The sequence below is a fragment of the Mycobacterium sp. 29Ha genome, from assembly GCF_032883055.1.
GTDB lineage: Bacteria > Actinomycetota > Actinomycetes > Mycobacteriales > Mycobacteriaceae > Mycobacterium > Mycobacterium gallinarum.
In genome coordinates, this window is sequence record NZ_JAMQTI010000031.1 from 45,547 (window position 1) to 66,424 (window position 20,878).

A 20,878-nucleotide genomic window follows, 5' to 3' on the forward strand; every position below is an offset into this window, starting at 1 on the left:
AGGGACTCGAAATGCCTGTTCGCTCGGAAACGATGCCGGCCCGGCTGGTGCCACCGACCGACCACGGATACCTGATGCTGGCGGCGACCGTGGACCGTCGGCTGCCGCTCTTGCCGAACAGCCGACGCAAGGCCGCGCTGTTGTCCGCGCTCTCCGAGGACATCGCCCAGCTCGAGCAGATACACGGCGCGACGCAGGCGCTCCTGTTCGACGCACGATTGGTCGCGCCCGGGATGGGCCATGACCTTCTTCGCGCACGTGCGATCACGCCTGCGCGATTCGACGTGGTGGTTCTCATAGAGACTCTCGACCCTGAAACCGCGGTGACACTAAAGGGCGGTGACTCTTACCGTCGGTTGAAGGATCGGCTCGATTCGGCGGCGGCCAGGACCTACGAGCTAGCCGCTCACAACGTCCGGCGAATCGCCGATGTCGACCACGACAAGTCGTCGGTGTTCCTGTTCAACTTCTTCTACGCGGACGATCCGCGCCGGCTCTTGCGCGTGTGGGAGGACACGGCGGGATGGTTCGTTGCCAAGACCGCGTTGCCCGACTCGACCGTTTTCGAGCCGCTACCCGGCGAATGCGACGACTACGGCATCATCAATCACGCGAGCTGGCCGAACTTTCGGACATTCCTGCCGCACCTGATCCTGCGGCCGTCGTTCCGACGTTTCGTACTGGCCACCTTCGAGTCGAACGGTGTTGCAGCACAACCAATTCTGTTCCGGCGGGTGATACCGAAACGAGCGGTGGCGCGGGCTGGAGTGCCCTAGCGCTTGCCCAGGGCTTCGGCCGCGGCGTCGGCCCACTGCCGCCACTGCTCGGCGTTGGCCCGCGCCTCGGCGGCATCCTTCTCCCGCCCGGCAGCCGCAGCCTTCTCAGCCTGACGCTCGTATTGTTCTGCGCGAGCACGGAATTGATCGGCGCGCGCCTTCGCTTCGGGATCCACACCGCTGGTGGGAGCGTCGCGCACCTTCTTCTCGATCGCGCGCAGTCGGCGTTCCAGGTCGGCGCCCCGCTCGCGCGGCACCTTGCCGATCGCGTCCCACTTGTCGCCGATAACCCGCAGCGCAGCCCTGGCCGCGTCGAGGTCGCTGGTGTCGATTTTCTCGGCCTCGGCGAGCAGCCTTTCTTTCGCCTCGGCGTTGGCGCGGAACTCGGTGTCGCGCTCGGCGTTGGCGGCGTTGCGCGCCGAGAAGAAGGTGTCCTGGGCCGCTTTGAGCCGCTGCCACAACGCGTCGTCGACGTCCTTGGCCGCCCGCCCTGCGGCTTTCCACTCGGTCAGCAGGTCGCGGAACGCCGCAGCCGTCGGACCCCAGTCCGTGGAGTCGGCCAACGCCTCGGCGCGTTCGCAGAGCGCTTCCTTGGCCTGCCGGGCGCCGGCACGTTCGCGGTCGAGGTCGGCGAAATGCGAGCCCCGCCTGCGGTTGAACGCCTCACGGGCCGCTGAATAGCGCTTCCACAGCGCGTCGTCGGTTTTGCGGTCGAGACCGGTGATGGTGCGCCACTCGTCGAGAATCTCGCGCAAGCGGTCGCCGGCGACCTTCCATTGGGTGGAATTGGCCGCGAGCTCCTCGGCCTCCGCCGCCAACGCTTCCTTGCGTGCGATCTGGGCGGCACGATGCTCCTCGCGCTTGGCCTTGTCGGCCTGTGCGGTTTCGTCGGCATGTTCGACAATGGCGGCCAGCCTCGCTGCGACGGCGTCGACATCGCCCAGCACGTGGGCGTCGGCCAGCGTCTCGGCCAGCGCGGCGGCCGCCGCCTTGATCTTGCGGGCGTCGCCGGTACCGGACTCGAGCCGGCTCTCCATGAGAGCGACTTCGGTGTGCAGATCGTCGAAGCGCCTGCCGAAATGCGCGAATGCCGCTTCTGTGTCGCCCGCCTGCCACGAGCCGATGACGCGTTCACCCGAACCGGTGATCAGCCAAACCGTTCCGTCGGGGTCGACCCTGCCGAACCGGTGCGGGTCGCTGGAGGCGGGCACCGCGATCGTCGCTGCCGGCTTGCCGGGGCGAGGGGTCGGGCGCGGCGGTCCCGGCCTCGGGGCGGGTTTGGGCGGGAGAGCCCCGGGCGCGGGTTTGGGCGGGAGAGGCCCGGACGCGGATTCGGGGGAGGAGGCCTGGCCTCCTGGCTCGCTGATCGTCATGTTCGTTTCTCGTACCCTCCGCGCGGTGTTCCGCGCACCTGCCGCGCGACGCGGCGCCCAATAGCTGTCTCTTCCGCACGCTATTCAAACAGGTCGCCCCGCCGTGTGCGCACGGCTTTCACGATGCATCTGCCTACGCTCTGATCGACGACGACGGAAGGAGCCCGATGGTCAAGGCGGATTTCGCCGTCCTGCTCGCCCTCGGCGCTGCTCTGTTCATCGCGATCGGTGACGTCATGCACCAACGTCAGGCGCACGAGGTGACCGAGGAGCAGGTCAGTCACGCGGCACTGTTTCTGCAGTTGTTGCGCGATCGCCGGTGGTGGCTGGGCAGCCTGGTCGCGGCGGTCGGCTTCACGTTGCAGGCCGCGGCGCTGGGCCTCGGTTCCGTGCTGCTGGTGCAGGCACTGCTGGTGACCTCGCTGCTGTTCGCCCTGCCGATCAACGCGCGGCTGTCACACCGCCGGGTGACGAGGTGGGAGTGGACGTGGGCGGCGCTGCTGGCCGCCTCGGTCGCGGTCATCGTCACCGTCGGCAATCCGACCGCAGGCCATTCCCGCGCCTCGTTCGAAACCTGGGGAGCGGTGGTCGCGGTGCTCGGGCCGGTGCTGGTGGTGTGCGTGATCGCCGGCAGCATGCTCGAGGGGCCGATCAGTGCCGTGCTGTTGGCGGTGGTGTCGGGCGCGTTGTGGGGGGTGTTCGCGGTACTGACCAAGGGCGTGGTGGATCGGCTCGATGACGGGCTTCTCGCCCTGCTCAGCACACCGGAGCTTTATGCGTGGGCGATCGTCGCGGTTGCGGGCACCGCGTGGCAGCAGTTCTCTTTCCGGGCGGGCTCGCTGACCGCGTCGCTGCCGACCATGACCGTCACCGAGCCGGTGGTGGCGTCGGCCCTCGGAGTGGTGATCCTCGGCGAGTCGCTGCGCCCGGGAGATGCGGGCTGGTTCACCCTGATCGCCGCCTTTGCGGTGATGGTCTTCGCGACCGGTGCGCTCGCCCGCGGCGAAGCGGCCGACGCAGGGCAGCGCGCGACGCGGCATTAGCGTGGCAACGTGCTGAGCGCAATCGCGATCGTCCCGTCGGCGCCCGTCATGGTGCCCGAACTGGCCTCGGGCGGCGCTGCCGAGCTGGCCGAGCTTCGTGCGGCGCTGTTCACATCCGCGGCTGCACTGCCCGCACGGTGGATCGCCGTCGGAGTCGGACGCGCCGACGGCGTCGTGACACCCCCGCAGACGGGGACGTTCGCCGGGTACGGCGTCGACGTGCGGGTCGCGTTGTCGGCCGATGACTCCGGCGCGCCGACGGAACTGCCGCTGTGCGCGTTGGCGGCCGGCTGGCTGCGCGGGCAGGTCAACCCCGACGCGACCACCGAGGTGCGGATCTTCGCCGACGATCACGGCGTCGACGCGGCGCTGGATCTCGGTCGGCGGCTGCGCGCCGAGATCGACGAAGCCGCCGACCCCGCCGGGGTTCTCGTCGTCGCCGACGGCGCGAACACCCTGACCCAGCCCGCGCCCGGCGGTTACGACCCGGATTCGATCCCCGTACAGGCCGCCCTCGATGACGCGCTGGCCACGGGCGATGCGGCGGCGCTCACTCGGCTGCCGGCCACGATCGTCGGCCGGGTGGCCTATCAGGTGCTGGCCGGCCTCGAGCCGGAGCCGCGGTCGGTCAAGGAGCTGTACCGTGGCGCGCCCTATGGAGTCGGATACTTCGCCGGCGTCTGGCTTCCATGACGCGACCGATCGCGATCGTCGGCCCGACCGGCACCGGAAAATCCGAGCTTGCGCTGGCGGTGGCCGAACGCGTCGGGGGCGAGATCGTGAATGCCGACGCCATGCAGCTCTACCGCGGCATGGACATCGGGACCGCGAAACTGACGGTCGCCGAGCGGCGCGGCATCCCGCATCATCAGCTCGACGTCCTCGAGGTGACCGAAACCGCGAGTGTGGCGCGCTACCAGCAGGCCGCCGCCGCCGACATCGAGGCCATCGCCAACCGTGGCGCGGTGCCGGTCGTCGTCGGCGGGTCGATGATGTACGTCCAATCGCTGCTCGACGAATGGACCTTCCCCGCGACAGACCCGGCGGTGCGCGCCAAGTACGAGCAACGCCTCGCCGAGGTCGGTGTCAGCGCCCTGCACGCTGAGCTGGCCGCGGCGGACGCCGACGCCGCCGCGTCGATCCTGCCCACGGACGGACGCCGCATCGTGCGCGCGCTGGAGGTGGTCGAGTTGACGGGCCAGCCGTTCGCCGCATCCTTCCCGGCGATCGGTGCTCCTCGGTGGGACACCGCGATTGTCGGACTCGACTGGGAGACAACGGTTCTCGATGAACGTCTGATGCAGCGCACCGACAAGATGTTCCGCGATGGACTGGTGGAGGAGGTCCGCGCACTTCTGGACCGCGGCCTGCGCGACGGTGTGACAGCCGCGAGGGCACTCGGGTACGCCCAGGTGATCGCCGACCTCGATGACGGCGGCGACGGGACGGCGGCACGCGAACCGACGTTCTTCGGAACCCGCCGTTATGTGCGCAGGCAGCGGTCGTGGTTTCGTCGCGACCACCGCATCAGCTGGCTCGACGGTGCAGCGGGTGGCACCGTCGAGGAAACGCTGCGCATCTGGCGGGACGTATCCTGAGCAGGTGAAGTTCGCCAAAGGGCACGGCACCCAGAACGACTTTGTCGTGTTGCCCGACCCCGAGGGCGAATTGCGGCTGTCGCCGGTCGCGGTGGCCGCGCTGTGCGACCGCCGCCAGGGTCTCGGCGCCGATGGCGTCTTGCGGGTCACCAAGGCCGCCGCGGCGCATTCAGCGGGCGTCTTCGACCGGATTCCCGAGGGTGTGGCCCCAGACGACTGGTACATGGACTACCGCAACGCCGACGGGTCGATCGCGCAGATGTGCGGCAACGGGGTCCGGGTGTTCGCGCACTACCTGCGCGCGTCTGGGTTGGAGAGCCGCGACGAGTTCGTCGTCGGATCCCTGGCGGGACCGCGGCCGGTCGTGCTGCACGACTGGGACGCCACGGCCGCGGACGTCACCGTCGAAATGGGCAAGACCAACCAACTGGGTGTCGGCGAGGCGATCGTGGGCGGCAGACCGTTCGCGGGCCTGGCCATCGATGTCGGCAATCCGCATCTGGCGTGCGTCGACCCCGTCATGACGTTCGGCGAACTGGCGGCGCTGGACGTCGCGGCGCCGGTGTCGTTCGACCGTGGGCAATTTCCCGAAGGAGTCAACATCGAGGTGCTGACGGCTCCGGTGGACGGGGCCGTGTCGATGCGGGTGCACGAACGTGGTGTCGGCGAGACGCGGTCCTGTGGCACTGGAACCGTCGCTGCTGCCGTCGCGGCGCTGGCATACGGAGGTGCGGGCACCGGCTCACTGCGGGTGCACATCCCCGGCGGCGCCGTCGCCGTCACGATCACCGATGCGTCCAGCTACCTCCGTGGCCCGTCCGTCCTGGTGGCCAACGGCGAACTATCCGAGGAATGGTGGCGTGGCGCCCAGCGTTAATTCATGTGCATCGGCACCTTTGGACGTGTCAGTCTGTAATCGCTTATGACGTATCCCAAATTCCCAGTCAACGAGACACCCAGCGCGGGTGAGCTCGCCCTCGAAGACCGCGCGGCGCTGCGCCGCGTGGCGGGTTTGTCGACCGAACTCTCCGACGTATCCGAGGTCGAGTATCGCCAGCTTCGGCTGGAACGCGTCGTGCTGGTCGGCGTGTGGACCGAGGGCAGTGCCGCGGACGTCGAAGCCAGCATGGCCGAACTGGCCGCGCTCGCCGAGACCGCCGGCTCGCAGGTGCTCGAAGGTCTCGTGCAGCGCCGCGACAAGCCGGACCCGTCGACGTACATCGGCTCGGGCAAGGCGGCAGAACTGCGTGAAGTGGTGCTTGCGACCGGGGCCGACACGGTGATCTGCGACGGAGAGCTGAGCCCCGCGCAGCTCAACGCGCTGGAGAAGGCCGTCAAGGTCAAGGTGATAGACCGGACCGCGCTGATCCTCGACATCTTCGCCCAGCACGCCACGAGCCGCGAAGGCAAAGCGCAGGTGGCGTACGCGCAGATGGAGTACATGCTGCCCAGGCTGCGCGGCTGGGGTGAGTCGATGTCTCGGCAGGCCGGTGGCCGGGCCGGCGGCGCCGGTGGCGGTGTGGGTACCCGCGGACCCGGCGAGACGAAGATCGAGACGGACCGCAGGCGCATCCGTGAGCGAATGTCCAAGCTGCGCCGAGAAATCAAGGACATGAAGAGGATCCGCGACACCCAGCGCAGCCGCCGGTTGGCCAGCGACGTGGCGTCGATCGCGATCGTCGGCTACACCAACGCGGGCAAGTCGAGTCTTCTCAACGCACTGACCGGCGCCGGTGTCCTCGTGGAGAACGCGTTGTTCGCCACCCTCGAACCGACAACGCGCCGTGGGGAATTCGCCGACGGCAGGCCTTTCGTCATGACCGACACGGTGGGGTTCGTCCGGCACCTGCCGACCCAGTTGGTCGAGGCGTTTCGGTCCACTCTGGAGGAGGTCGTCGACGCCGACCTGCTCGTGCATGTCGTCGACGGTTCCGACGTCAACCCGCTGGCACAGATCAACGCGGTGCGCCAGGTGGTCAACGAGGTGATCGCCGACCATGACAGCAAACCGATACCAGAGTTGGTGGTGGTCAACAAGATCGACGCAGCCGACGACCTCGCGCTGGCGCAGCTTCGGCGGGCTCTCCCGGATGCGGTGTTCGTCTCCGCGCACACGGGTGACGGTTTGGGGCGACTTCAGCAGCGGATGGCCGAACTCATCGCTCCGACGGACGCCGTGGTGGATGTGACGATTCCCTATGACCGCGGCGATCTGGTCAACAAGGTGCATGCCGACGGCCGGGTCGATGCGACCGAGCACACCGCCGAGGGCACGAGGATCAAGGCGCGCGTGCCGGTTCCGTTGGCTGCCAGCTTGACCGAGTACTCAACGTTCTAGGCCGCGGCATCGCTACGCTTTCGCACATGGCGAAGCTTGATCCGTTTCGCAGCCAGCAGGCACGGGCGCAGCTGTTCGATGAGTACGACGCCGTCATGCGTAATTGGCCAGTCCCGGTCCGCGCATGGCGATGTCCATTGGATTTCGTGGCGCCGACCGCGCTGACCGATGACGAGTTGCGCGGAATCGGCGCACCGACGACCGTTTCACTCGGCGACCGGGAAGTCATCCACGCGACGGACCGCATGCCGCGCTCGCGCGTGCCGAGACGCTGATTCCGAATGCGTACGCGCTTCTTGTCCCCAGTGCCGGCCACATTTTGACGCTCGACGCGCCCGCGGTCGTTGTTGCCGAGATGATCGCGTGATGACAGCCGAAAGGGCCCCCGAACCAATGGGATTCGGGGACCCTTTCGATTGAGCGCTAGTTCTGCTCGGCTTCTTGCTTCTTCTCGGCGGTCTTGGCTGCCGCCCGTGCACTCTCGGCTTCGGCTTCCTTTTGTGCGGCGTTGCGCTGGGCCTCGGCCTTGTCCTGCTGAGCCTGGCCTTCGCGGTACAGGTCGTCACGTCCGGCGACCGCGCCTGCGACCTCCTTGACCTTGCCCTTCACGCCCTCGACGACGCCCTTGATGGCTTCTTCGGGTCCGCTGTTCTTGTCCGACATTCGTTGTCCTCCTTGCTGAGGGTCAGGGGGCCCATAAATTCCCCGGTTGGGCTATTCGCTAAACCCATTCCGCACCACGGTGGCTGAGGTCACATTGCGTCTGACGTTGATTGATCGCGGTATAGCTGCCGCGGCAACAGAACTCACGAGCCGGGGAGTCAAGAGCAATGGCTGCGCATGGTGACCGTCGACGTCGGGTGTGCATAATCCCCGATTTCATTCCGATGTGAAGTTTCGTGTATCCGGTCGTCGGGCAATTCGATTCGGCGCTTCGCTGCGCAAGATCCGAGGATTTTGCACATCGCCGGGGTATTTTCTCTTTCAGAGTTTGCGTGTGTTCCTTGGTTATTAACGTCTTCTGACGGACAGTTGACGGGCGCGATACGTTTCATGGAATTTGCGCCGACTGTGGGAGGGTCAATGAGCGGGCAGAAGAGTCGGCGCCGCATGGTGCGCACTCGGCTCGGAATCAGTTTGCTGACAGCGTCGATGGCTGTCTTGTTGGCACCGATCACGGCGGCGCAACCGGACGCCGACGCGAACGCAGCGATCACTGCGGCGTGGGAGGCCAGCGGCGGTGACGGGGGCACGCTGGGACCCAGAAACGGCGACGTCTACCCGGCCGGCCCCGGTTTTGGTCAAAACTTCGCTGGCGGCAAGATGTTCTTCACGCCTGCGACCGGCGCACACTTCGTCCAGGGTGCCATCCTGGAGAAGTACGAGTCGCTCGGCGGGCCAGCTGACAGCGATCTCGGTTTCCCCACCATCGATGAGGGGCCCGGACGGGCGCCGGACAGCCGAAACGTCACGTTCAGCGCGACGGACAAGCCGGTCATCTTCTTCACACCTGCAACCGGGGCACGCGTGGTCCGTGGGCCGCTCAACAGCGCGTGGGACAAGCTCGGGGGTTCGTCGGGCACACTCGGCGTACCAGCGGAGGACGAGGTCTACAGGGGTGCCGTCGTCTCGCAGAAGTTCACCGGTGGCGAGTTGTCGTATGACGTTCGCAAGAAGACCTTTACCACCGTGCCGCCGGAACTTGCCGCTCAGTTGGGCGACCTGCAGTTTCCCGAGGATCCGACTGCGGCAATCAATGCTGCCCGGCGCGCCGCCGGAGGACCGCTCGGGCCGCTGGGCGCCGCCGACGGAGCGCCCTTCCCGGTCGGCAAGGACGGACTGAGGCAGAACTTCGCCGGTGGCGCGATCTTCTACACACCTGCCACCGGTGCGAATGTCGTGACCGGACAGGTGCTGGCCAAGTACGAGAGCGTCGGCGGGCCCGAAGGCGATCTCGGGTTCCCGCTCACCAGCGAGGTCGACGGCGGCCTGCCCACTGCCAGCCGCATGTCCAGCTTCGCGGCCGAGGACAAGCCGGTCATCTTCTGGACGCCTGATCACGGTGCGGTGATCGTGCGGGGTGCGATGGCGGCAGCCTGGGACCGGCTCGGCGGGGCCAAGGGCGAGCTGGGTGCGCCGATGGCCGACCAGACGGAGGCCGGCGACGTCGTCACGCAGCGCTTCACCGGTGGCGTCATCTCGTGGGACCGAGCGAAAGACACCTTCAGCACCGAACCGGCCAATCTGGCCGCCGAATTGGCCGGCCTCGAGGTGCCGGGCCAGCAGCCGGCGGCCGAGGCGCCGGGCAGCCCCCAGGCGTCAGATTCCAACGACACCAACAAGTGGTTGAAACCGAACGTGTGGTGGCTGCTGGCGCTCGTACCGTTGGTGGCAGTGATCGGAGCCGTCGTGCTCGCGATCGCGCTGCGACGCCGCAACAAGGCCGATCCCTTTGCGTCCGACGAATCTCTTGCGATGCAAGACGTCCGATTCAGCGGCGACGCCGATGCCGCGTACAGCACCGCGGCCGCTCCGGATCGGGTGACTACCGACGACGAGTACGCCGCGGCGATGTTCGGCGATCGCTACGCAGGCGGGGGATTGGGCACACTGCCGCGCCGGGGCGAGGACATGCCACCGGAGGTCGTGCACGAGGAGGAAGACCTTTGGGGTGCGCCCTCGTCGGCATCGAGCGTTGAGGAGACCTCGCACGACGTCGCGGACGCCAACGACAACGACGAGCCGCCGGCCCGCGATGACGAGCCCGACGATGACGACGACGACCCGGACACCGTCGATACTGCACCGACTCGTATTCAGACCGCCGAAGCGGCGCTTGCCGCCGCGGCGGCGGCCGCCGCGGTCAAGCGCGACCCCCTCATCGATACCGGACGCCATGCTCGCATCGATGTCGACGACGAGCCGCCAACGCAGCGCGTCGCCTTCCTGGTGCCACTCGACGACCCGAACGAGGCGCCGGAGGGCTACCCGGTCAAGGCGAATACCAAGACTGGTGTGTATTGGGCGCCCGGCAGTCCTGCGTACGACGATGCCAGTGCCGAAATCTGGTTTGCCAGTGAGGAACTCGCGCGCGTGAACGGCTTCGTCACCGACGCCGAGGCCCGCTAGATCTTGCGGATCACCGTCACGACCTTGCCCAGCACGACGGCGTCGTTGCCGGGAATCGGATCGAACGCCGGGTTGTGCGGCATCAGCCACACCTGACCGCGCGTGCGCTTGAACGTCTTCACCGTCGCCTCACCGTCGATCATCGCGGCGACGATATCGCCGTTGTCCGCAACGTTCTGTTGACGCACGACCACCCAGTCGCCGTCACAGATCGCCGCGTCGACCATGGAGTCGCCGACCACCTTCAGCAGGAACAGCGAGCCCTCGCCGACCAATTCCTTCGGAAGCGGGAAGACATCCTCGACGGCCTCTTCGGCCAGGATCGGGCCGCCTGCGGCGATGCGGCCCAGCACCGGTACGAAGGTCGGTTCCGGCAGGGCGTCGGAGCCCGCGACGTCCGTGGCGACGACCGGTGGCGCATTGTCGGCGCCTCGGACGTCCACGGCGCGCGGACGGTTGGGGTCGCGGCGTAGATAGCCCTTGCGCTCCAACGTGCGGAGTTGATGCGCCACCGACGACGTCGACGTCAGTCCGACCGCGTCGCCGATCTCCCTGATGCTCGGGGGATAGCCGCGACTGGTCACCGAGGCGCGGATCACGTCGAGAATGGTGCGTTGACGCTCGGTCAGACCCGTGTCGAGCCCACCTCGCCCGCCGGTGCCGTCTGTGCCACCCGGGGTATCGCTGCTGGAGTCCATGGCGCGAATGTAGCCCGTGACAGCCGATTAATCAAACATGTGTTCGAGGCGTGTCGGATGGCTGCGAGTGCCAGATCCGGCCGTCCGAACTTGTCGGTGGGCGCCGCTATCGTTTGGCAACAGTTCGATCACATGTTCTATTAATCGAACACCTGAGCGAGTATGTTCGAACACAAGAGCGAACGACCTTGGACCGGAAGGCAGGAAGATGACGATTCTCGAGACGCGGGAAATCCAGGCAACACCTGTGGTCAGGCCGGGTATCCGGCCCGCGGGTGCACGGCGGCGGCCACCGTCACGGCGGCCCGGCGGCGCCCCGATGCGATACCGCAGCTCCGGTGTCCTCGTATCGCGCGCTCCGCGCCGGCGCCGGCCCATCACCCCGGTCACGACGGTCCTGTTGGCGATGGTCGCCGCAGGCATCACGGTGTGGCTCGGGCTGGTGGCACAGTTCGGCGGTGTCGTCGGCGAATCGGCCCCGGTGCCCGACCGGCTCGCGGTGGTTCAGGTGCAGACGGGCGAAACGCTGCAGCAGGTGGCGGGCCGAGTGGCGCCCGACGCGCCGGTGGGAAGCGTTGTCGACCGGATCCGCGAACTCAACCATCTCGACACTGTGGCGATTCATGCCGGCCAGACTCTGATCGCACCGATCAGCTGACGGTGTGCCATGGGCGGTGAAAACATCAGCCGCGCAACGGCATTCGGTAGCACCACGACGGGATATGTTCCAATCAACACGAACCTGAGCTCGCGAACTCCCGCGCAGGTACGCTCAGAGGAGTTCGAGTTGGTCGTTTGGTGGTGTGGCGAAGGAGCGGTGATGCACTGTCCGTTCTGTCGCCATCCCGACTCCAGAGTGGTCGATTCCCGGGAAACCGACGAAGGCCAGGCCATTCGCCGCCGCAGATCATGCCCGGAATGCGGTCGTCGCTTCACGACTGTCGAGACGGCGGTGCTCGCCGTGGTCAAGCGCAGCGGTGTCACCGAGCCGTTCAGCCGGGAGAAGGTCGTCAAGGGCGTGCGCCGCGCCTGTCAGGGCCGGGCGGTAGACGACGACGCGCTGAACCTGCTTGCTCAGCAGGTCGAGGACGCGGTGCGCGCCACCGGCTCGGCCGAGGTCCCCAGCAATGAGGTGGGCCTGGCCATCCTCGGTCCGCTCCGTGACCTCGACGAGGTCGCCTACCTACGATTCGCCTCGGTTTACCGCGGATTCACGTCGGCGGAGGACTTCGAGCGCGAGATCAAGGAGCTGCGTGAGCATCGCGAGTCTCCGCAGCCGGCCCAGAGCTGACCTGGCGCCTCAGTCGATCTGTTTCGTGCCGTCGTTGACGACGCGTCCCGCGACCCGCACCCAGCCCTCGGGGCTCCACTCGGTGGAGATTCTCGACCCCTTGCCCTGCACGATCTCCAGGTCCTGGCTGAGGTAGTCGGTGATACGGACCGCGGCGGCGCCGGTGGCCTCGTCCTCCGGGACGCCGAGATCGGCCGCGAACATCCGGGACCGGATCATTCCGGCGGATTTGTCGAGCCAGGTCCACAGATAGTGCTCGGCCGCATCGGTGTAGTCGGACGGATCCGCCGCCATCAGTTCGTCGACGGACGCCAGGTCATAGATCGCGAAGTCCGGAGCCCACTCCGCACGCGCACTCACGGCCGTGAGATCGCCGTCGTAGCTGACCTGCACGATGCCCGCGGGCACCTGCAACGTCTTGATCGCGAAACCCTGATCGCGCAGCCACCACGAGGCACCCACGGTCGGGTGACCCGCGAAGGGCAATTCGACGGCAGGGGTGAAGATCCGCGCGTGCGCCGTACTGGAGCCGCCTTGCGGTAGATCGATGAAAATGGTTTCGCTGTAACCCAATTGGGTGGCGATCCGTTGACGGTCGGTGGGCTCGACGGTGCTGTTGTCGACAACGCCCAGCGGATTTCCGAAATTGCCGTCGGGGTCGGTGAAGACCCGCAGCACCGTTACGTCGATGGCCATGGACCGATGCTACCGAGGTGGCGTCGAGGCTTCAGGTGGCGCTGCGCTCGTCGTGGTCCATTGCGTCGAGCACGGCGACCCGGGTGTCGACCGAGCCGGAGATCGCACCCTCTTCGATGCCGGTGCGCAGCAATCCGCGCAGATAATCCTGGTCGTAGACCGCGGGTTCGGTGGAAAGAATGAACTGCTCGAGAACCTCGACGAACCGGTCGGGATCGTCGTGGAACGGGAAGTGCCCGGAACCGTCGAATATCTCCAGCCGTGAGCCGGGCATCGCCGCATGTGCCAGACGGGCATGGCTGACCGGTATCACCGAGTCGGCACTTCCCCAAATCAATTGCACCGGAACGGATTTAGTCAAGTAACATCGGTCGAGCATGGTGACCACTTGGCCGCGCCAGTCCACAACTGCGCGCAGCGTGCGCGCGAAGGCCGACGAGGCCGTCGGCTCCGGCAGATCTGCGAGGATCCGAAGCACGTCAGGAATGTCACGGCCGAGCCCGGTCGATCCGAACATCGCTCCGGCCACGCGCCCGACGACGTGCACCGCCGGCAACACCAACGGTAGACGCAGAAACGCCAACGCCTCGCTGCCCATGGGCAGTGAGGCGACCCGCAGCGCGATATTGACGTCCTTGGTCACGCCGCCGGCTCCCACGAGGATCAGCCGCTCGACGAGCTGGGGGAACTGGTAGGCGAACTGCATCGCCACACCGCCACCCAGGGAGTGACCGACGACGGTGACCCGATCGATGTCCAGCACGCTCAGCAGGTCCCGCATCCCGTTGGCGTACGCGGCCACCGAGTAGTCGGCGCGGGGCTTATCGGACTTGCCGTGGCCCAGCAGATCTGGCGCGATCACGGTGAATCGCTGGGCCAACTTCGACTGCACCGTGCTCCAGGTGGTGGAGTTGTCGCCGATGCCGTGAATCAGCAGGATCGCTGGTCCGGAGCCCGCCACTCGATACGCGCGCCGGTACCCGTGGATGGTGCGGAACTCCAACTCGGGTGTGAGTTCCCGAACCGGGCGCAGGTTGGTCGGTCGCGCGGCCATTTCGACAACTTAGCTGCCCTTCCGGACGGGCGCTATTTGGCGTCGCCGTCTTTACCTCTGTCCTGCTGCCGGAGGAATCGCTCGAACTCCGCGCCGAGTTCCTCGCCGCTGGGCAGATCCTCGTCGTGGGCGAGCAGCGAGCGGTTCTCCTGGGCCGCGGCGAAAGCGTCGTACTGACGCTCCAGTGCGGTCACCACCTGGGCCACCTCGGTGCTGCCCTCGACCTGCTCGTTGATCTTCTGCAGTACCTCGGCGCCAGCGGCGTCCAGCGCCTGTAAGGGGATCTGGAGCCCGCCGGTCTTGGCCACCTCGGCCAGCAGCACCTCCGCGGCGGCGGGGTAGTCGGTCTGGGCGAGGTAGTGCGGCACGTGCACGGTGAAGCCGACGACCTCGTACCCGTGCTGGGACATCCGGAACTCCAAGAGGTTCGACACACTGCCCGGCACCTGCACCTCACCGACCCACGGCTGGTGTTCGGCGATCAGCTCCTTGTCGTTGGAGTGTGCCGTCAGCGTGATGGGACGGGTGTGGGGGACGGCCATCGGGATGGCCCCCAGGCCGATCACCCGGCGCACCCCGAGCCGCTCGGCCAGCAGCCGCACGGCCGTCAGAAACCGCTCCCACCGCAGGTCCGGCTCCAGGCCGGCGAGCAGCAGAAACGGCGTGCCGACACTGTCATGCATCGCGTAGAGGCTGAGCTCGGGTTCCTCGTAGTGGGTGAAGTGGTCGGTCTTGAAGGTCATCAGAGGGCGGCGCGATCGGTAATCCAGCAGTTCGTCGATCGCGAAGGAGGCCACCAACTCGGTGTCGAGGGTATTCCTGAGGTGCTGGGCGGCCAGCTTGATGGCATGGCCGGCGTCGGAAAAGCCCTCGAGCGCATGGATCAACACCGGACCGCGGCCATCGGGCGACGTCAGCTGCGGGGCTGGAAACTCCAGCTCGTACATGCCGGTCTGGTCCGGTTGGTAACGCTGCTCGGGTTGATCAGCTTCGTCCGCCATCTCCACGCCTCCTCGACGGTGTGAAAAGCGATGATCGCCTTTCCCAACGTGACAACCAGTGTGGCCCATGTTGCGTTCCCCAAACGTACGACCCCGGCCAAATGGCGGTGGTCGACGCGAGAATCGCTAATGGCGAAATTGATTCAGAGCACGCAGTTTGTTCATCACGTCCAGTGCCGCGACCTTGTAGGCCTCCGAGAACGTGGGGTAGTTGAAGACCGCGTCGACGAGGTATTCGATGGTTCCGCCGCAGCCCATCACGGCTTGGCCGATGTGGACCATCTCGGTCGCGCTGGTGCCGAAGATGTGGACGCCGAGCAGCTTCAGGTCGTCCGTCGAAACCAGCAGTTTCAGCATTCCGTAGGAATCGCCGGCGATCTGTCCACGCGCCAGCTCCCGATAGCGCGAGACGCCGACCTCATACGGCAGGCACTTCTTGGTCAGTTCCACCTCGGTGGCACCCACATACGACACCTCCGGGATGGAGTAGATGCCGATCGGCTGAAGGTCGGTCATGCCCTTGGCCGGTTCACCGAATGCGTGATAGGCGGCCAGTCGGCCCTGCTCCATCGAAGTGGCCGCCAATGCGGGAAATCCGATCACGTCCCCGACGGCATAGATGTGGTCGACGCGGGTCTGGAAGTTGCTATCGACGGTGATGCGCCCTCGCCCATCGGTCTGCAGGCCGGCGTTGGCCAGATCGAGGTGTTCGGTCTGGCCCTGCCTGCCCGCGGAATACATCACCGTCTCGGCCGGAATCTGCTTGCCGCTGGCCAGGGTGGTGACCGTGCCCGCGGCGCCGACGTCGACGGCGGTCACCTCCTCTCCGAACCGGAACGTCACCGCGAGGTCGCGCAGGTGGAACTTCAGTGCCTCGATGATCTCCGGGTCGCAGAAGTCGAGCATGTTGTCGCGCTTCTCCACCACGGTGACCTTGGTGCCGAGCGCGGCGAACATGGAGGCGTACTCGATGCCGATCACGCCGGCGCCCACCACCACCATCGTGGCGGGAAGTGACTTCAGGTCGAGGATGCCGTCGGAGTCCAGGACGCGGTCTTCGTCGAACTCGACGCCGGCCGGGCGCGCCGGCTTGGTACCGGTGGCGATCACGACGTGATCCCCGCTGACGGTTGTGCGCTCGCCCCGGGTGGGCTCCTCGACCAGCACGGTGTGCGCGTCGACGAACCGGCCATGCCCCTGGACGAGATCGATGCGGTTGCGCATCAACTGCGAACGGACGACGTCCTGCTCCTTACCGATCACGTGAGACGTGCGGGCGAGTAGGTCGGCGGGGGTGATCTTCTCCTTGACCCGGTAGCTGGCTCCGTAGAGCTCGCGCTGGTTCATGCCGGTGAGGTAGAGCACGGCTTCCCGTAGCGTTTTCGACGGGATCGTCCCGGTGGTCACGCACACCCCGCCAAGCATCCGTCCGCGTTCGATGATGGCGACCGTCTTGCCGAGCTTTGCCGCGGCTATCGCGGCCTTCTGGCCACCCGGGCCAGAACCGATGACGACGAGGTCGTATTCGAGCATGGAACCCATGGCAACAAGGTCTACGCCGGTTGCACGGATCTTGCACGCCGACGGGCGTCAACACCACGTGAAATTAATCGGCCGCTACCCAACCCGGATCTATACGCGCGCCTGACCGGTCGGCGGGCGCAGCGGTGAGACGATGGCGCCGATGGGTGACAGGCTGTCGCGGTGCCTGCGCGGCTGCGCGCTGCTGATGGCCGCGTCGGCGCTCGCTGCATGCAGCCGTGTCGTCGTCGGGGCCTCGCAGCCGGTAGCCGCCGTAGAAGAAAAGGCCTCGGTCCCGGTTGCGCAGCTGCTCATCGAACCCAACCGTTTCCCCCCGCAGTACACGGCGGCGAAACTCGACGACGGCGCGCTGGACCGCGCGTTGCAGGACATCGACGGTGTTCCGAGGGGCGAGGTCGTCACCCCGCCCACCTGCACGCCGCCGGTGATGTGGCACAGCGAGGCCGTTGGTGTCGAAGGGGTCGACAGCGCGACCGCGAGCAGGCTGATCGTCGTCGTGATGCGACCGGTCCCGCCCTTGAGCAGTCGGCTGGAGCAACTGCGTGCATGCCCGTCGTTCGACGCGGGCGCGGGCGAACAGGCATCGACAGTGGTCGTGACGGTGCTGCCCGCCCCGCCGGTCGACGCGGACGACGTATACGCCGTCGAGCAGACCGTGACGACTGCGGAATCAGAGCGGACGGTGATGACTTTCGCGGCCCAAGTCGGCGACACTCGGGTCAGCGCCAGCTGGCTACAGGACCCAGCGGTGGACCAGGCAGACACCTCGTCGCTGGACGCCCTGTTCCGGGACGCGGTGGTGAAGCTGCGCCGCGACGGATAGCGCCCGTGTCATCCCCAATCGCATTTTGATCCACATGGACGGGCCGTGCGACGTCGTGACGGCTGGGGGAGTCGGCGCCGGGAACCACGGTGGGAGCATGACACCGCATTCGCCCGACTTCAGCCTCAACCGCCCCGGCGTACTGATCGCCGCCCTGCCCGCAGTCCTGGGCTTCGTGCCCGAGAAGTCTCTCGTCTTGGTGACTGTCGATCACGGGGAGATGGGATGCGTCATGCGCGTTGATCTTTCCGATGAGGTGGCTGCATCCGTGGACCACATCGCCGAGGTGGCCGCGAGTGCGCGACCCGACGCGGCGATCGCGGTCATCGTCGATGACGACGGCGCGAGCTGCCGGATGTGCAACGACGACTACCGCCACCTGGCCGCCGCTCTGTCGGCGACACTTGCCGAGCACGGCATCGAATTGCTCGCGGCTCACATCGTTGACCGCGTCGCCGCCGGCGGACACTGGCACTGCGCCGACGGCTGCGGGAATGCCGGAACCGTCGAAGACCCGTCCGCATCGCCGTTGGCCGTGGCCGCGGTACTGGATGGCCGCAGGCTCTATTCGCGGCGCGCGGAACTTCAGGGGGTCATCGCGGTGACGGATCCGGCCCGCAGCGCCGCGCTCGAGGCTTCGATCGGTAGCTGCGATGCCGACCGGTCGGACGCCGATGTGCGGCGCGACGTCGAAATGGCCATCGCCGCAGCGGTCGACGTCGCCGACGGTCAGCCGCTGTCCGATGACGCGGCCGCACGGCTGGCTTGTGCGCTGACCGACCCGCTGGTGCGCGACACGCTCTACGCGCTGGCGGTCGGCGAGGCCGCCGGAGAGGCCGAAGCGCTGTGGGCGCAGCTGTCCCGCACGCTTCCCGAGCCATGGCGGGTGGAAGCGCTTGTGCTGCTGGCATTCTCGGCATACGCCCGCGGCGACGGGCCGCTGGCCGGAGTGTCGCTGGATGCGGCGCTACGGTGCGACGAGACCCATCGGATGGCGGGCATGCTCGACACCGCCCTGCAATCGGGGATGCGACCGGAGCAGATTCGTGACCTGGCCACGACCGGATACCGGTTGGCAGATCGGCTGGGAGTTCGATTGCCGGCCAAGCGCGCGTTCGGGCGCCGCGCGGGTTAGACCTTCTCGACCTTCACGGCGTGCGCCATGTGGTGAGGCAGTTCGACCTGCTCGTGGCCGGGGATCACGATCATGACGCCACCGTGGTCGTTGACCTCGACCGTGACGCGCGCATTGGGCACCACGCCGGCGTCCTTGAGCCGTCCGATCAGCTCGACGTCGCCCTGCACGTGCTCGGTCAGCTGTCGCACGACGACAGCTACGGGCATTCCGGCGGGCAGCTCGGTGAGCCGAACCAGGTTGATCTGGTCGGCGCCCGACTCGCTCGAGGCCAGTCCTAGCTCGGCAAGGCCGGGAATCGGATTGCCGAACGGGGAGGTGGTGGGGTTGTCGAGCACCCGCACCAGGCGGCGCTCGACGTCCTCGCTCATCACGTGCTCCCACCGACAGGCCTCGGCGTGCACTTCCTCCCAGGGCAGCCCGATCACGTCGACCAGGAGTCGCTCGGCGAGCCGGTGCTTGCGCATCACCGCCACGGCCAGTCCGCGGCCCTTGTCGGTGAGCTGGAGATGTCGGTCGCCCGCGACGTGAAGCAGCCCGTCGCGTTCCATCCTGGATACGGTCTGGCTGACGGTTGGACCGCTCTGGTCGAGTCGCTCGGCGATACGCGCACGCAGCGGCACCACGCCCTCTTCCTCGAGGTCGTAGATGGTCCGCAGGTACATCTCGGTGGTATCGACCAGATCGTTCATTTCACAACCCTCCGTCACGGGCGAGTCTACCGGCCAAGGGGCATGAACTGCGCCGCTACGCACCCCGACACGTACAACTAAGAATGCCCGCCGGCGGACCGGCGGGCATTCAGCGAAAACGCTCTCAGCTGGCGTAAGACCGCAACCGATCGGCACGTTCGCCGTTGCGGAGCTTGGCCATCACCTCGCGCTCGATCTGGCGGACGCGCTCGCGGGACAGACCGAACAGCTTGCCGATCTGGTCCAGGGTGCGCGGCTGTCCGTCGTCCAGGCCGAAACGCAAACGGATGACCTGTTGCTCACGTTCGTCGAGCGTGGCCAGCACATGGCGGATATCGGTGTGCAGCAATTCGGAGATCACTGCGTTCTCGGCCGACATCGCCTCGGCGTCCTCGATGAAGTCGCCCAGCGGCGCTTCCTCGTCGCTACCGACCGGCATGTCCAGGCTCACCGGATCGCGGCTGTGCTCGAGCAGATCGGTGATCTTCTCGACCGGGATGCCCGACTCTTCGGCGAGTTCCTCATCGGTCGCCTCGCGCCCCAGATTCTGGTGCATTTCGCGCTTGATCCGGGCGAGCTTGTTGACCTGCTCGACGAGGTGGACCGGAAGCCGGATCGTGCGGCTCTGGTCGGCCATGCCGCGGGTGATCGCCTGACGGATCCACCACGTCGCATAGGTCGAGAACTTGAACCCCTTGGCGTAGTCGAACTTTTCCATCGCGCGGATCAGGCCGAGGTTGCCCTCCTGGATCAGGTCGAGCAGCGGCATCCCGCGACCGGTGTAGCGCTTGGCCAGCGACACCACCAGACGCAGGTTGGCTTCCAGAAGGTGGCGACGGGCGGCTTCGCCGTCCCGGACGACGGCGCCAAGATCACGTTTGCGGCTCTCGCCCAGGCGCTTACGCGTCGCGAGCAAATGCTGCGCGTAAAGACCTGCCTCAATGCGCTTTGCGAGCTCAACCTCATCGGCGGCATTGAGCAAGGCCGTTTTGCCAATGCCGTTCAAGTAGACGCGTACGAGGTCGGCGGCTGGACTCTGGGCGTCCAGATCGCCCTCGATGCGGGTAAGGGTGGCATTTGCCATCACGGCCTCCTGATCGGGTCGAACTGTCATGAGCTATAACGCCCATCTGCCCGTAGGAGTTCCCAAGGATCGGTTGCTTCACACCTTCTGATCTGCGGTTATTCGATCTTGACCTGAGAATGTGCTGAGAAATGCGATAGAAAATCCTCAGTCCGCGAAATCGCGTTGCGAATCGCCCTCACCCGATTGCCGCGTCGAGTGCGCGCGATATTCCAGCGACGGTCGCTCCGCTGTGGGGAACAACGGAATTCGGCGTGCGGACTCGTAGCGACGCGGTTCTTCGGCGCGACGCGGCGGCCGATCGTTGGCGATGAGTACCGCGATCCACGGCAGGGGGATCGACGCCACCAGGATCGCCAGGGAGATGAGCCCGTTCTCCCAAATGCCGTACGCCACCGCGGCGGCGATGAGTGCGGGAATGCGCCAGAACATCAGCGCCAGATACTTGCGTACCCGCTCGCGGTGCTGGACTTCGTATGAGGGTGCGGCCTGGGTGATCAGGATCGGTCGGCCGTCGTCATCGAAACTCAGCTCTGGGCCGTGTTTCATACCTCCACTGTTCCACACTCGGCGTCTCGTATACGTGTCGGAATTCTTACAGGCAA

At 66.8% G+C, this 20,878-nt stretch carries 22 protein-coding genes; 12 read left to right on the top strand and 10 right to left on the bottom strand.

Annotation, left to right across the window (positions count from 1 at the left end):
* The first annotated feature begins 11 nt into the window (after nucleotides 1-11).
* Nucleotides 12-776, top strand: a complete 765-nt coding sequence (locus tag M1248_RS29055) for a hypothetical protein (RefSeq protein WP_317150496.1) — start codon at nucleotides 12-14, stop codon at nucleotides 774-776.
* Here M1248_RS29055 and M1248_RS29060 read toward each other — a convergent pair.
* The gene (locus M1248_RS29060) at nucleotides 773-2,149 is read right to left on the bottom strand and encodes a DUF349 domain-containing protein (RefSeq protein ID WP_317150497.1); all 1,377 of its coding nucleotides are present in this window, start codon (nucleotides 2,147-2,149) and stop codon (nucleotides 773-775) included. The genes M1248_RS29055 and M1248_RS29060 overlap by 4 nt on opposite strands.
* A 167-nt stretch (nucleotides 2,150-2,316) precedes the next feature.
* Here M1248_RS29060 and M1248_RS29065 point away from each other — a divergent pair, with 167 nt between their 5' ends.
* The 6 genes from M1248_RS29065 to M1248_RS29090 are packed head-to-tail and all read left to right on the top strand — an operon-like array spanning nucleotide 2,317 to nucleotide 7,403.
* A complete protein-coding gene (locus tag M1248_RS29065) occupies nucleotides 2,317-3,192 on the top strand; it encodes a DMT family transporter (RefSeq protein WP_163726607.1) in 876 nt (291 codons plus the stop codon).
* Between the two features lie 9 nt (nucleotides 3,193-3,201).
* Complete coding sequence (locus M1248_RS29070; protein ID WP_163726610.1) at nucleotides 3,202-3,885, top strand: hypothetical protein; 684 nt, start codon at nucleotides 3,202-3,204, stop codon at nucleotides 3,883-3,885.
* The gene (gene miaA, locus M1248_RS29075; protein WP_163726613.1) at nucleotides 3,882-4,790 is read left to right on the top strand and encodes a tRNA (adenosine(37)-N6)-dimethylallyltransferase MiaA; all 909 of its coding nucleotides are present in this window, start codon (nucleotides 3,882-3,884) and stop codon (nucleotides 4,788-4,790) included. The genes M1248_RS29070 and miaA overlap by 4 nt, the downstream gene beginning before the upstream one ends.
* Before the next feature lie 4 nt (nucleotides 4,791-4,794).
* Nucleotides 4,795-5,667, top strand: coding sequence for a diaminopimelate epimerase (gene dapF, locus M1248_RS29080; protein WP_317150498.1), 873 nt, complete (start codon nucleotides 4,795-4,797; stop codon nucleotides 5,665-5,667).
* A gap of 45 nt (nucleotides 5,668-5,712) precedes the next feature.
* Nucleotides 5,713-7,128: a GTPase HflX gene (gene hflX, locus M1248_RS29085; RefSeq protein ID WP_317150499.1), complete on the top strand. Its 1,416-nt coding sequence runs from the start codon at nucleotides 5,713-5,715 to the stop codon at nucleotides 7,126-7,128.
* A gap of 26 nt (nucleotides 7,129-7,154) precedes the next feature.
* Entirely contained in the window at nucleotides 7,155-7,403 is a 249-nt protein-coding gene (locus tag M1248_RS29090; protein ID WP_317150500.1) for a hypothetical protein, read from the top strand.
* 148 nt (nucleotides 7,404-7,551) lie between these two features.
* On the opposite strand, the gene M1248_RS29095 is transcribed toward M1248_RS29090, so the two are convergent.
* The gene (locus M1248_RS29095) at nucleotides 7,552-7,791 is read right to left on the bottom strand and encodes a CsbD family protein (protein WP_163726624.1); all 240 of its coding nucleotides are present in this window, start codon (nucleotides 7,789-7,791) and stop codon (nucleotides 7,552-7,554) included.
* A gap of 420 nt (nucleotides 7,792-8,211) precedes the next feature.
* Here M1248_RS29095 and M1248_RS29100 point away from each other — a divergent pair, with 420 nt between their 5' ends.
* Nucleotides 8,212-10,257, top strand: a complete 2,046-nt coding sequence (locus M1248_RS29100) for a hypothetical protein (RefSeq protein WP_317150501.1) — start codon at nucleotides 8,212-8,214, stop codon at nucleotides 10,255-10,257.
* On the opposite strand, the gene lexA is transcribed toward M1248_RS29100, so the two are convergent.
* Entirely contained in the window at nucleotides 10,254-10,955 is a 702-nt protein-coding gene (lexA, locus tag M1248_RS29105; protein WP_163726630.1) for a transcriptional repressor LexA, read from the bottom strand. The genes M1248_RS29100 and lexA overlap by 4 nt on opposite strands.
* A 208-nt stretch (nucleotides 10,956-11,163) precedes the next feature.
* Here lexA and M1248_RS29110 point away from each other — a divergent pair, with 208 nt between their 5' ends.
* Together M1248_RS29110 and nrdR are read left to right on the top strand one after the other, a co-directional pair.
* A complete protein-coding gene (locus M1248_RS29110) occupies nucleotides 11,164-11,613 on the top strand; it encodes a LysM peptidoglycan-binding domain-containing protein (protein WP_163726633.1) in 450 nt (149 codons plus the stop codon).
* 162 nt (nucleotides 11,614-11,775) lie between these two features.
* Complete coding sequence (gene nrdR, locus M1248_RS29115) at nucleotides 11,776-12,246, top strand: transcriptional regulator NrdR (RefSeq protein WP_083123767.1); 471 nt, start codon at nucleotides 11,776-11,778, stop codon at nucleotides 12,244-12,246.
* A gap of 9 nt (nucleotides 12,247-12,255) precedes the next feature.
* On the opposite strand, the gene M1248_RS29120 is transcribed toward nrdR, so the two are convergent.
* The 4 genes from M1248_RS29120 to sthA form a co-directional block, all read right to left on the bottom strand.
* Nucleotides 12,256-12,942 (bottom strand): PhzF family phenazine biosynthesis protein, encoded by a 687-nt coding sequence (locus M1248_RS29120; protein WP_163726637.1) that lies wholly within the window; start codon nucleotides 12,940-12,942, stop codon nucleotides 12,256-12,258.
* A gap of 31 nt (nucleotides 12,943-12,973) precedes the next feature.
* Nucleotides 12,974-13,996, bottom strand: coding sequence for an alpha/beta fold hydrolase (locus tag M1248_RS29125; protein ID WP_163726640.1), 1,023 nt, complete (start codon nucleotides 13,994-13,996; stop codon nucleotides 12,974-12,976).
* Between the two features lie 32 nt (nucleotides 13,997-14,028).
* The gene (locus M1248_RS29130) at nucleotides 14,029-14,997 is read right to left on the bottom strand and encodes a proteasome assembly chaperone family protein (protein ID WP_163726643.1); all 969 of its coding nucleotides are present in this window, start codon (nucleotides 14,995-14,997) and stop codon (nucleotides 14,029-14,031) included.
* 126 nt (nucleotides 14,998-15,123) lie between these two features.
* Complete coding sequence (gene sthA / locus M1248_RS29135; protein WP_163736966.1) at nucleotides 15,124-16,530, bottom strand: Si-specific NAD(P)(+) transhydrogenase; 1,407 nt, start codon at nucleotides 16,528-16,530, stop codon at nucleotides 15,124-15,126.
* A 151-nt stretch (nucleotides 16,531-16,681) separates the two neighbouring features.
* Here sthA and M1248_RS29140 point away from each other — a divergent pair, with 151 nt between their 5' ends.
* Nucleotides 16,682-17,362, top strand: coding sequence for a hypothetical protein (locus M1248_RS29140; RefSeq protein WP_317150502.1), 681 nt, complete (start codon nucleotides 16,682-16,684; stop codon nucleotides 17,360-17,362).
* A gap of 97 nt (nucleotides 17,363-17,459) precedes the next feature.
* Nucleotides 17,460-18,497 (top strand): DUF4192 domain-containing protein, encoded by a 1,038-nt coding sequence (locus M1248_RS29145; RefSeq protein ID WP_163726646.1) that lies wholly within the window; start codon nucleotides 17,460-17,462, stop codon nucleotides 18,495-18,497.
* Here M1248_RS29145 and M1248_RS29150 read toward each other — a convergent pair.
* The 3 genes from M1248_RS29150 to M1248_RS29160 form a co-directional block, all read right to left on the bottom strand.
* A complete protein-coding gene (locus M1248_RS29150) occupies nucleotides 18,494-19,189 on the bottom strand; it encodes a metal-dependent transcriptional regulator (protein ID WP_163726649.1) in 696 nt (231 codons plus the stop codon). The two genes, M1248_RS29145 and M1248_RS29150, sit on opposite strands and share 4 nt — an antisense overlap.
* A gap of 124 nt (nucleotides 19,190-19,313) precedes the next feature.
* Nucleotides 19,314-20,273, bottom strand: coding sequence for a sigma-70 family RNA polymerase sigma factor (locus M1248_RS29155; RefSeq protein WP_163685927.1), 960 nt, complete (start codon nucleotides 20,271-20,273; stop codon nucleotides 19,314-19,316).
* 147 nt (nucleotides 20,274-20,420) lie between these two features.
* Nucleotides 20,421-20,822: a DUF3099 domain-containing protein gene (locus M1248_RS29160; protein WP_174262011.1), complete on the bottom strand. Its 402-nt coding sequence runs from the start codon at nucleotides 20,820-20,822 to the stop codon at nucleotides 20,421-20,423.
* Nucleotides 20,823-20,878 lie beyond the last annotated feature (56 nt).